The sequence below is a fragment of the Desulfolithobacter dissulfuricans genome, from assembly GCF_025998535.1.
Lineage (GTDB): Bacteria > Desulfobacterota > Desulfobulbia > Desulfobulbales > Desulfobulbaceae > Desulfolithobacter > Desulfolithobacter dissulfuricans.
This window is the reverse complement of the sequence record NZ_AP024233.1, coordinates 3,483,453-3,495,453: the sequence shown is the minus strand read 5'-3', so window position 1 is coordinate 3,495,453 and position 12,001 is coordinate 3,483,453. Positions and strand designations below refer to the sequence as shown.

The following is a 12,001-nucleotide window of genomic DNA, read 5'->3' as shown; positions in this document are numbered from 1 at the left end:
TTGGCCCGGGTAGTATTTGAAAAGGTAACCAAGAGATACGGTGACACTGAAGTCATCCACAACATCGACACCGCCATCGACAATGGCGAGTTCACGGTCATTGTCGGCCCGTCCGGCTGCGGCAAGTCCACCCTGCTGCGGATGATCGCCGGCCTGGAGGAGATCACCAGCGGCACCATATCCATCGACGGCCGGGCGGTTAACGACCTGGAGCCCAAGGACCGGGACATCGCCATGGTGTTCCAGAACTACGCCCTCTATCCGCACATGACCGTGTTCAACAACATGGCCTACGGGCTCAAGCTCAGAAAATTCAGCCGGGAGGAGATCAAAGCCCGGGTAGACCAGGCGGCGAAGCTGCTCCAGCTCGAAGGACTGCTCCAGCGCAAACCGCGACAGCTCTCAGGCGGCCAGCGCCAGCGGGTGGCCATGGGCCGCTGCATCGTCCGCGAACCCAAGGTCTTTCTCTTTGATGAACCGCTTTCCAACCTGGACGCCAAGCTGCGGGTTCAGATGCGCCTGGAGCTGCGCAACCTCCACAAACGGCTCCGGGTGACCTCCATTTACGTAACCCACGACCAGGTGGAGGCCATGACGCTCGGCGACCGGCTCATTGTCATCAATGGCGGCTATGCTGAACAGATCGGTTCTCCCCTGGAGATCTACGAACGCCCGGCCACCCGGTTCGTGGCCGGCTTCATCGGTTCACCGGCCATGAACTTCCTCGACGGCCGGCTCAGCAGGGACGGCCAGTCCGCCGCCCTGGCCGGCGGGCTCCATCTTCCGCTGGAGCGGGAAAATCTCCAGCCCCAAAATGGCCGCGAGGTGAGCGTGGGAATCCGGCCGGAACATTTCAGGCTCACCGACCCGGAGCAGGCCACCCTGCCGCTCAAAGCGGATCACTCGGAATTTCTCGGGCCGACACCATGATCTACGGCCGCCTGCCCGATAACGACCTCCTGGTCACCGCCAGACTGCCGGGAACCCATCAGGCGGCAAGCGGCACCATCCTGCCACTCACCGTGGACCCGGCCCACATCCACCTCTTTGACAAAAAAACCGGCAGGCGCCTTAAATAGCGCGTGCCGGCTCTGGGGAACCCGGATGCCGAGGGATAGTGCTCAGCCAAAACGGCCGGTGATATAATCCTCGGTCAGCTTGTGACGGGGATTGGTGAAGATGCGCTCGGTGGGCCCCACCTCCATCAGTTCGCCCAGGTGGAAATAGGCCGTGCGCTGGGAAACCCGTGCCGCCTGCTGCATGTTGTGGGTGACAATAACAATGGTGTAATGGTCCCGCAGCTCGCTGATCAGCTCCTCGATGGTGGCCGTGGCAATGGGATCCAGGGCGGAACAGGGTTCGTCCATGAGGATGACCTCCGGCTTGACGGCAATGGCCCGGGCAATGCAGAGCCGCTGCTGCTGGCCGCCTGACAACCCGGTCCCTGGCTGATCGAGCCGATCCTTGACCTCATCCCACAGCCCGGCCTTGCGCAGGGAAACCTCCACCAGCTCGTCGAGCTCTGTCCTGTCAGTGGCCAGGCCATGGATCTTGGGGCCATAGGCCACGTTGTCATAGATGGACTTGGGAAAGGGATTTGGTTTCTGGAACACCATGCCCACCTGGGCCCGGAGCGGCACCACGTCGACCTTCCGGTCATAGATATCCAGCTCGTCCAGGAGGATCCTGCCGGTGACCCGGCAACCGGGAATGGTATCGTTCATCCGGTTGAGACAGCGCAGGAAGGTGGACTTGCCGCAGCCGGACGGGCCGATCATGGCCAGGACCTCGTTGCGGCCGATGTCGATGGAGACCTCGCGGATGGCATGTTTTTCCTCGTACCAGACATTGACCCCCCGGCAGGTCATCCTGGCATTGTCGACAAAGATCTCGCCCACGGTGGCATTGACGTCCTTGCCACCTGCCAGTTCAAGGGAGGGCTTGACATGCCTGATGTCACCATTCATATACTCTCCATGCTCCATCCTCTGGGTCAGTTCAGCTGCAATCATTTTCTTCCTGTCCTGTTCCCTGCCCGCCGCATCTGCGCGGCCGGCCTCTTCTTGGTATTTGTCTTGACAAAAAACAGCTGCCGCCCCCTGCCACAAGGGCAGGAACGCGGCGCGGTGAACGGGTTATGTAACCTGGTTCTTATTCGAAAACCAGCGGGTTGAGCTCTTTGGCATCTTTTGCATACTTGGCCCGCTCTTCCCTGGGCATGGGAATCAGGCCCTTGTCGGAAAGATATCCTTCATCACCCCAGGCCCGCTCGCTGGTGAACTCGGCCAGGTACTCTTCCATGCCGGGAACCACACCCACATGGGCTTTCTTGACATAAAAGTAGAGCGGCCGGGACACAGGGTACTTGCCTTCGGCGATGTTTTCAAAAGTCGGGGCCTCGCCGTCGACGATGGATCCCTGAATCTTGTCACCGTTCTGATCCAGGAAGCTGAAGCCGAAAATGCCCACAGAGTTCGGGTTGGCCTCCAGTTTCTGGACGATCAGGTTGTCGTTCTCGCCGGCTTCGATATAGGCGCCGTCTTCACGCACAGTGTGGCAGATGGACTTGTAGAGTTTCTTGTCCTTCTTTTTCATGGCCTTGATCCAGGGGAACGTCTTGCAACCGCCTTCCATGGCCAGCTCGACAAAGGCGTCCCGGGTGCCCGAGGTGGGCGGCGGGCCGAGCACTTCGATCTTCTGGGCCGGCAGAGACGGATTGACATCCTTCCAGGTCTTGTAGGGGTTGGGAACCAGTTTTTCAGCCCCGCTTGGATCCGGCACGTCCTTGGCCAGAGCCAGGTAGATGTCCCGGCGGGAGAGCTTGAGCTGGTCGGCCTTGCGCGAGTTGGCCAGCACGATGCCGTCGTAGCCGATCTTGACTTCAACGATATTCCTGACCCCGTTCTTCTGGCACTTCTCATATTCAGAGTGCTTGATGCGACGCGACGCATTGGTGATATCAGGGGTGTTGATGCCGGTGCCGGCACAGAACAGCTTCATGCCGCCACCGGAACCGGTGGATTCGATCTTGGGGGTCTTGAACCTGGTGGTCTTGCCAAACTGCTCGGCCACGGTGGTGGCAAAGGGATAGACCGTGGATGACCCGACGATGAAGATGTAATCCCGGCCACCGGCATAGGCCGTGGATGCGGCTGCCAGCATGGCAACACCAAAAATCAGACTCTTCTTTAACATGTTTTCTCCTCCATAATAAAAAAACGAAAAACGTATAATAACAATGGTAAGAGGATATCCGGTCTTTGTTAGCGCTGTGTTAGCATCCGGTTTGAAGATTGTTTCAAAACCAGGTCACGCCCTCTCCTGCCTCCGGATCCGGGGCTCTTGCCTCCTACCAGCGGCGCTCGAATTTCTTGCGCAGCAGGACAGCGGCTCCGTTCATCAGGATGAGAAAAGCCAGCAGGACCATGATGGCGGCCGAGGTCCGCTCGACAGAGGCCCGTTCCGGTGAATCGGCCCAGAGATAGATCTGTACCGGCAGGACCGTGGCCGGATCGGTAAACCCCTGGGGAATGTCGACAATAAAGGCCACCATGCCGATCATCAAAAGCGGTGCGGTCTCCCCCAGGGCTTGCGCCATGCCGATAATGGTCCCGGTCATCATCCCGGGCATGGCCAGCGGCAGGACATGATGGAAGATGGTCTGCATCTTGGAAGCGCCCACCCCGAGAGCCGCCTCGCGGATGGAAGGGGGTACCGACTTGAGCGAGGCGCGGCTGGCGATGATAATGGTCGGCAGGGTCATGAGTGTGAGCACCAGCCCACCCACCAGCGGGGTTGAGCGCGGCATGCCGAAGAAGTTAAGAAATACGGCCAGGCCGAGCAGACCAAAGACAATCGAGGGGACGGCGGCCAGATTGTTGATGTTGACCTCGATCAGGTCGGTCCAGCGGTTCCTGGGAGCGAACTCCTCCAGGTACACCGCCGAGGCCACGCCGATGGGAAAAGAGAGCCCAAGCGTCACCAGCAGCGTGAAGAGCGAGCCCATGGCCGCGCCGCGGATACCCGCCAGTTCCGGCTCCCTGGAATCACCGGCCGAGAAGAAGATCGCGTTGAAACGGCGCTCCAGACGCCCGCTTTCGGCAAGATGGTCTATCCAGCGGATCTGCTGGTCGGTCAGACGGCGGGCGCTTTCTTCCACATCCCTTTTTATGTAGCCCTTGACGAACATGTCCACCTCGTCGTCGGCCGGAAGCCAGACATCGCGGGTGGTACCGATCATGGCCGGATCGGCCACCACCATCTTCTGCAGGGTGTAGGCGGCCCCGGAGCTGACCAGACGGTACAGCTGGCGCTTGTCACGACGTCCCTTGACCTCGGGGAACAGCTCCCGCATGGAGGCCTTGACCAGGGCCGCGTAATCGGCCCGGGCCAGATTACCCACATCAAAAACTCTGGCATCAAAATGGATGGGCAGCCGGATCTCGGTCTGGATAAAGGCCGTATAGCCCCTGGAGACAATGGAGCCAAAGAGAACCAGGAGAAAACCAAGACTTGCCATGATCGCCAGCAGGCCCAGCATCCTGAATCTCCGCTCACGGCGATACCGTTTGCCAAGCCCCTGGCCGACCCGTTCCATGGTCGACATTTCGTTGTTTTTTCGTTTCATCGGTTGCTGGTTACTCATATTCTTCCCGGTAGCGCCGGACCACGTAGAGGGCGATCACGTTGAGGATCAGAGTCACGACAAAGAGCAGCAGACCCAGGGCAAAGGCGGCCAGGGTCTTGGGGCTGTCAAACTCCTGATCTCCGACAAGCAGGGTGACGATCTGGACGGTGACCGTGGTCACCGCTTCCAGGGGGTTGGCGGTGAGCCTGGCTGACAGGCCGGCGGCCATGACCACGATCATGGTTTCGCCGATTGCCCGGGATACGGCCAGCAAAATGCCGCCGACAATACCGGGCAGGGCCGCCGGCAGGACCACGTTCTTGATGGTTTCACTCCGGGTGGCCCCCAGGCCGTAGGATCCGTCGCGCAGGGCCTGGGGCACGGCATTGATCACGTCGTCGGACAGGGACGAGACAAAGGGAATGATCATGATGCCCATGACCAGACCGGCGGCCAGCGCACTCTCCGAAGAGACGGCAAGCCCCAGGCTTTCGCCGAATCCGCGAATAAAGGGCGCCACCACCAGGGCAGCGAAAAAGCCGTAGACCACCGTCGGCACTCCGGCCAGGATTTCAAGCATGGGCTTGACCACAGCCCGGAAACGGGGACCGGCGTACTCGGAAAGGTAGATCGCCGACATGAGACCGATGGGCACGGCCACGGTCATGGCAATACCTGAGATCATGAAGGTACCGGCCAGGACCGGAATGGCCCCGAAGCTGCCCGAGCTGCCGGCCTGATCGGCCCGCATTGCCATCTGTGGACTCCATTTGAGGCCAAAAAGAAAATCGGTCAGGGGAACCTGTTGAAAGAAACGAATGGACTCGAACAGGACCGACAGGACAATACCCAGGGTGGTGAACACGGCGATGGTCGAGCAGAGGATCAGCATCCAGCGGATAAACCGTTCCACATGGTTCCTGGCCCGCAGGCTTGGCCGTATTCTGGTATAGGCCAGGAAAAATCCGGCCAGGGCCACAGTGGCCATCACCAGGCCCAGGGAGACCTGGCCGATGCGGCGCAGCTCCTGATACCGGTCGGCCGCCAGCTGCAGGGCCGGATCGATATTGCGGGCCGCGGTATGGCCAGCCACCAGATTTTTCAAATCGCCCACCAGCAGGCTGAGCCTGTCCGGGCTGAGCTGATCGGCTCCGGGCAGGGTCTTGAGGACCAGCGCCGTGAGAATAGAATCAGAACAGCTCAACCAGAAAAGAAAGATGACAAGCGGCGGTACGCTGCACCAAAGGGCCACCAGCACCCCGTAGTAGCCGGGGGTGGAATGGAGCTTGTGGCGGCCCACCAGGGAAAACGCCCGGTGCCGGCCCTGCCACCAGGCAAAGGAAGCCAGGCCGAGAACAAGAACGGGAAAGAGATAGGGTGACATGATCAGTGGTCGCTCAGTTACTGCGAACGATCTGGCCTTCTACCAGATAGATAACTTCTTCGGCGATGTTGGTGGTGCGGTCGGCAATCCGTTCCAGATGCCTGGCCAGGAGATACATGTTGAGCAGACAGGCGGCGTGGCCCATTTCGATGTTCAGCTCATTGACCACGGCCCTGTACACGGCGTTGCGCAGTCCGTCCACGGCGTCGTCCTCGATGAAGATCTTTCTCGCCTGGTCGGCATCCTCGGAGACCAGGGCGTCGAGGCTCATCTTCAGCATTCGCCGGACCCGGAAGATCATGGGCTTGTAGTCGATCTCAAAGGTGAGCGAGGAGTCCTTGTTGATGGTGTGGACCCGCTTGGCGATATTGACCGCGATATCGGCGATGCGCTCGAGTTCGTTGTTGACCTTGATGATGGTGATCAGCAGCCGCAGGTCACTGGCCACGGGCTGATGCAGGGCCAGCACCTTGAGGCATTCCTCCTCGATGCGGATTTCCATGTCGTCCACTTCCCAGTCCGAACGGATGATCTCGGCCGTCAGAACCGGATCCCGCGTCTCGATGACCTGACATGCCTTGTCGACCCGGTCCTCGACCAGAGATCCCAGGGAAAGGAACATTTTCTTGAGTTCCTCTATTTCGCGGTGAAACGTCAGATGTGGTGTCACTATGTGGTTGCCTCAGTATGCGTAAATTAATGTTGTGGCGATCTTTACCCTGATTTTGTTATCCGATGATTAAAGTTGTGTTAGGATTGGGTTAGGATGCGCATTTTTCCTTGCAACCGGTGAAACACGGGGTAGTTTTTTGTCCACCAGCCTGGAAAACCACCTTTGGAAACCACGGAGTCTCACAAGTGAAAAAACCTGATATCCTTGTTGTCGAGGATGATACGGATATCCAGCAGCTCGTCAGCTACAACCTGATCCGCAGCGGGTACAACGTGACCTGCGCCGACAGTGGCGAGGAAGCCCTGGAGCTGCTGAAAAAAGAATCGTTCGATGCCATGATCCTCGACCTGATGCTGCCGGGTATGGACGGGATGGAGATCTGCACCGCTGTCCGCACCGATGAAAAGACCCGGAGCCTGCCGGTGATCATGCTGACGGCCAAGGGAGAAGAGGACGATATCGTCGCCGGGCTGGAGTGCGGTGCCGACGATTACGTGACCAAGCCTTTCAGCCCCAGGGTGCTCATAGCCCGGGTGGAGGCGGCCCTGCGCCGGAAACCGGTTGTCCATGAGGACCAGGACAGTGCAGACGAGGAGGTGATCTCACTCCACTCCATGCAGATCCATCCCGGTCGCCACGAGGTTCTCCTCGATGGTCAGCCCATCCATCTGACCACCACTGAATTCACCATCCTGGAACTGCTGGCCCGGAGGCCAGGCTGGGTCTACACCCGGCAGCAGATAATCGACCAGATCCGGGGTTATGACTACCTGATCACCCCCAGGGCCGTGGATGTGCAGATCTTCGGACTGCGCAAGAAACTCGGCACGGCCGGCAAGTGGATCGAGACAATCCGGGGTATCGGCTACCGGATGCGCGAACTGTAGAGCTTCCAGCTCCCCGGCCCGTGCTTCGGACAGCGTGGCAACCGCTGCAAACTGACAATATCCAACCCGACACAACAACCAGGAACCACCTACCATCATGCAGAAACCACGTCTCCTCTGGCAGATCTTTCCCGCCAGCCTGCTCATCACCCTTGGTGCCATGCTCGCCGTCACCTGGTACAGCTCGGCCACCATCCGCTCCTTTTACCTCCAGCAGATGCGTTCCGACATCGAAGCCAGGGCCCTGCTGCTTGAAGAAAAGATCATCCAGCTGGCGGCCGAAGACCAGAAGCGGCTCCAGGATTTCTGCCGGCGGGCCGGGCGGCGCGCCGCCACCCGCATAACCGTGGTGACCGCCGACGGCACCGTGCTGGCCGATTCCAACGAAAACCCCGCCCACATGGACAACCATGCCGGCCGACCCGAACTGCGTGAGGCCCTGGCCGGCCGGACCGGTTCCTCGCTCCGCTTTTCCAAAACCCTGGGCCAGACCATGCTTTATGTGGCCATTCCAATCCAGTTCCTGGAGAGCCCCCCGGAGCCCTGCGGCTTTCGGTGCCGGCCACCTCGCTCAACAGTGTCCTCTCATCCATCCACACCCGTATTCTCCTGGGCAGCCTGCTGGTGGTGGTGCTGGCCGGCCTGTTCTCCCTCTATATCGCCCGGAGGATCAGCCGCCCGCTGGAGGATATGAAACGGGGAGCCCAGCGACTGGCCCGGGGAGAAACCAGTCAGCCCATCCGCATCAAGGATTCCACCATGTCGGCCGAGATGGCCGAACTGGCCCGCTCCCTCAACGAAATGGCCCGTCAGATCAACCAGCGTATCCAGACCATCAGCCGCCAGCACAACGAACTTGAGGCGGTTTTCGGCTCCATGACCGAGGCCGTGGTCGCCATCGACGCCGAGGAGTGCATCATCCGCATGAACCGGGCCGCAACCCGGCTCTTCGGCCTGGACCAGAAAGCTGTCAAGGGCAAATCCATCGAAGGACTGATCCGCAACCCCGACCTGCTCCGCCTGATTCGCTCGGTCTTTGAGACCAACGAGCCAAGCGAAGAAGAGATCAACTTCTTCGACGGTTCTCACCATGTCACTCTCCAGGCCCGGGCCGTGGCCCTGCACGATTCCGAGAACGAGTCCATCGGCGTGCTGGTGGTCATGACCGATGTCACCCGCCTCAACCGGCTGGAAAACCTCCGGCGCGATTTTGTCGCCAACGTCTCCCACGAACTCAAGACCCCGATCACTGCCATCCGCGGTTATGTGGAGACCATCCTCGAAGGAGCCCTGGACAGCCGGGAGGACACCCTCCGCTTTCTGGAGATCGTCAAACGGCAGACCACCCGGCTCGAAGCCATCATCGATGACCTGCTCACCCTGTCGCGGATCGAGGACCGTTCCAGCAAGGATGACATCAAACTCGCCCGGATGCGGATCCGCCCGGTACTTGAGGCGGCCCTGCAGACCTGTGCGGTCAAGGCCAAAGAAAAGGACGTGGTGGTGGAAATCGACTGCCACGAATCCCTGGAGGCGCGCATCAACCAGCCGCTTCTCGAACAGGCGGTGATCAACCTGCTCTCCAATGCCATCACCTATTCGCCCGCCGGATCCACGGTCTGGATCCGGGCCAGGAAATCGCCGGATAACGAAGGTGTGGAGATATCGGTGGCTGACCAGGGAATCGGTATTGCCCGGGAACACCAGGAACGCCTCTTCGAACGGTTCTACCGCTGCGACAAGGCCCGCAGCCGTGAGCAGGGCGGCACCGGCCTGGGCCTGGCCATTGTCAAGCACATTGCCCAGTCCCATGGTGGCAGTGTAACGGTGAGCAGCTCTCCGGGCCGCGGTTCCGTGTTCACCCTGAAACTCAAAAGATAACCGCTACCCGCCAGCCATCCGGTGATACTCTCTGCCGGGTTGCTGGCAGGAAATATCCTGCCTTCCCGGCCACGGCAAACCCTACCCCCTTTCCTCCCCCTCTCCCGTTGGTTGTGCCCATTCCAGGCGAACTCTGGTTGAAAAGTGCGGTTACAGCCTGTATGGTGGCATGTTGTAAAACTTCAGGCAGTTAACAAACTACCAGACACCATCATGCCACCTCTGCGCTTCTCCTACCTTGCCAACCGCTCCATTGCCAGGGATCTGATCCTCTGGCTCAGTGGTATTGTCCTTGTCATTATCCTCCTCCTGGGTATTTCCTATAAATTTTATTTCAACCGCCAGTTCCAGCGGGAGCTGGCCCTGCGCAGTAACCAGATACTCGAGGATGTGGCCAACGCCCTCTACTTTCCCCTGCTCCACCTGGACGACCAGTCCATCCGTAACATTGCCGGATTCTACCTTGATACCAACGACTACGTCACCGGCATCGAAGTGGTGACCGATTTCGGTGACATAATCGTTGACCAGGTGCCGGCCAGTTTCGACGACCTGCTGATCCGGACGAAAACCCTGTATCGGAATGGAAAAAATATCGGCACTGTCACCATCTACGTCAGTGGCGAAACCCTGATGGGCCGGGTGAAGAATGTCATCCGCTCGGTATTTCTGGCCTCGATCCTGATCATTGCGGTCATGGCGATCTGCACCCGACTGATCCTCCACTACCTGCTCAACCGACCCCTGGAAGCCCTCATTGCCAGGATCCGCCGGATAGCCAGCGGCGACTACACCACCCCGCTCCAGCCGGTACCGCACCGGGATCTCAATGCGATCATCGAGGCGGTGAATTCCATGGCCCGGGAGATCGAGAGCAAGAACCGGCAGTTGGCGGAATCGGAGAAGAAATACCGCTCCATCTTCAACAACGCCACCGAAGGCATTTTCCAGACCACGATTTCCGGGCGGCTGGTTACCGCCAACCCTGCGGTGGCCCAGATCTTCGGCTACCGGTCAGTGGACGAACTGATCGACCAGGTTACCGACCTTGGCAACCAGTTCTACGTTAATCCGGCCGACCGGGAGCGACTCATCGAGCAACTGGCGTCCGAAGGCATGGTCTCCAAGTTCATTGCCCCCATGCGCAAAAGCGATGGCACCACGGTCTGGATCTCGCTCACCGCCCGTGCCATACGCGACAAGGATGGCAACGTCACCATGCTGGAAGGCACCCTTTCCGACATCACCCAGCAGCGGCAGATGGAAGCTGAGCTCCGGCATGCCCAGAAGATGGAGGCCATCGGTACCCTGGCCGGTGGTATTGCCCATGACTTCAACAATATTCTGGTGGCCATCTTTGGCTTCACCGAACTCGCCCAGATGCATGCCGAGGATAATCCGGAGCTGATGCGGAATCTGACCGAGGTCATGAACGCGGCCGGTCGGGCCAGGGACCTGGTCCAGCAGATCCTCACCTTCAGCCGCAAAAATGAAGCCTCGAAACATACCGTCTTTCAGCCGGCCAAAGAACTTCGGGAAGCGCTCTCCCTGCTTCGCTCCACCATTCCGACCACTGTTGATATCCGGGAAACCATCCTCTCAGAGTCCTGTATCAGGGCCGATCCCACCCGGTTCCACCAGATTGTCATGAATCTCGGCACCAACGGCTTCCACGCCCTGGAAGACGGGTGCGGCATCCTGGAATTCACCCTCATGGACGAAGAGCTTCTTCCTGGTCAGGCCGTTTCCAATGACCTGGAACCTGGCAAATACGTGGTCCTGGAGGTGCGGGATACCGGTGCAGGCATGGATGAGGCCACCATGGCCAAGATATTTGAGCCCTACTTCACCACCAAGGACATGGACAAGGGCACCGGGCTGGGGCTGGCCATTGTCCACGGGACGGTGAAAAGCTGGAAGGGAACGATCCTGGTGGACAGTACGGTGGGAGAGGGGACCACCTTCCGCATTTACCTGCCGGTGGTGCCGGATGCGGAGGAAGAGAAATCAGATGCGGAGAAAACCGGACCAGCGATGCAGGGTCGGCCTGCGCGGATCATGCATGTGGACGACGAGGAGACCATCTGCAAACTGATCTCCATGTATCTTGGCGACCTGGGACACCAGGTGACGTCGTTTACCGATCCGGCGAAGGCCATGTCGGTACTGCGGGAGGATCCGGAGGCCTGGGAGTTGCTGATTCTCGATGTCACCATGCCGGAAATGCCGGGTGATCGTTTTGCCGCCCAAGCCCTGAAACTGCGGCCGGACCTGCCGATTATCCTCTGCACCGGCTATTCCAGCCGGGTGGACGCCGAAAAGGCCAGACAAATGGGCGTGGCCGCCTTTGTCCGCAAACCCGTGCGGATGTCCATTCTTGCCCGGACCGTGGGCGACATTCTCCAGAATCGCGGAACGCCCGGCCAAACCGACGGCGGAACCGACTGATCCGACCGCATCTTCACCCTGTCAGGGCCGAGAGCGGCCGTGGCCTTCCCTGGCCGTTTCGTGAACGGATACGGGCCTGTTCCTTTAACCTTTTAGGATAT

Annotated in this window: 9 protein-coding genes and 1 pseudogene; 5 read left to right on the top strand and 5 right to left on the bottom strand. The window is 59.7% G+C overall.

All coding sequences use genetic code 11. The features are described 5' to 3' along the window. A pseudogene (locus GF1_RS15670) lies at positions 1–1,079 on the top strand (sn-glycerol-3-phosphate import ATP-binding protein UgpC). Between the two features lie 42 nt (positions 1,080–1,121). Here the strand turns inward: GF1_RS15670 and pstB are convergent. From pstB to phoU, 5 genes are all read right to left on the bottom strand, one after another. After that, on the bottom strand, positions 1,122–1,967 hold the full coding sequence (gene pstB, locus GF1_RS15660; RefSeq protein ID WP_353740466.1) for a phosphate ABC transporter ATP-binding protein PstB: 846 nt from the start codon (positions 1,965–1,967) through the stop codon (positions 1,122–1,124). A gap of 184 nt (positions 1,968–2,151) precedes the next feature. Then, positions 2,152–3,195 carry a PstS family phosphate ABC transporter substrate-binding protein gene (locus GF1_RS15655; RefSeq protein ID WP_267927489.1) on the bottom strand — a complete coding sequence of 348 codons (1,044 nt, stop codon included), beginning with the start codon at positions 3,193–3,195 and terminating at the stop codon, positions 2,152–2,154. A 154-nt stretch (positions 3,196–3,349) separates the two neighbouring features. Beyond that, positions 3,350–4,627 carry a phosphate ABC transporter permease PstA gene (gene pstA / locus GF1_RS15650; protein ID WP_267927488.1) on the bottom strand — a complete coding sequence of 426 codons (1,278 nt, stop codon included), beginning with the start codon at positions 4,625–4,627 and terminating at the stop codon, positions 3,350–3,352. Positions 4,628–4,637: 10 nt separating this feature from the next. Further along, a complete protein-coding gene (gene pstC, locus GF1_RS15645) occupies positions 4,638–6,011 on the bottom strand; it encodes a phosphate ABC transporter permease subunit PstC (RefSeq protein ID WP_267927487.1) in 1,374 nt (457 codons plus the stop codon). Between the two features lie 13 nt (positions 6,012–6,024). Further along, positions 6,025–6,681, bottom strand: coding sequence for a phosphate signaling complex protein PhoU (gene phoU, locus GF1_RS15640; RefSeq protein WP_267927486.1), 657 nt, complete (start codon positions 6,679–6,681; stop codon positions 6,025–6,027). Between the two features lie 188 nt (positions 6,682–6,869). Here phoU and GF1_RS15635 point away from each other — a divergent pair, with 188 nt between their 5' ends. From GF1_RS15635 to GF1_RS15620, 4 genes are all read left to right on the top strand, one after another. Beyond that, on the top strand, positions 6,870–7,571 hold the full coding sequence (locus tag GF1_RS15635) for a response regulator transcription factor (protein WP_267927485.1): 702 nt from the start codon (positions 6,870–6,872) through the stop codon (positions 7,569–7,571). Positions 7,572–7,668: 97 nt separating this feature from the next. Next, positions 7,669–8,265 (top strand): hypothetical protein, encoded by a 597-nt coding sequence (locus tag GF1_RS15630; RefSeq protein WP_267927484.1) that lies wholly within the window; start codon positions 7,669–7,671, stop codon positions 8,263–8,265. After that, positions 8,262–9,452 (top strand): HAMP domain-containing sensor histidine kinase, encoded by a 1,191-nt coding sequence (locus GF1_RS15625; RefSeq protein ID WP_267929155.1) that lies wholly within the window; start codon positions 8,262–8,264, stop codon positions 9,450–9,452. The genes GF1_RS15630 and GF1_RS15625 overlap by 4 nt, the downstream gene beginning before the upstream one ends. 213 nt (positions 9,453–9,665) lie before the next feature. Continuing rightward, entirely contained in the window at positions 9,666–11,900 is a 2,235-nt protein-coding gene (locus tag GF1_RS15620) for a hybrid sensor histidine kinase/response regulator (protein WP_267927483.1), read from the top strand. Positions 11,901–12,001 lie beyond the last annotated feature (101 nt).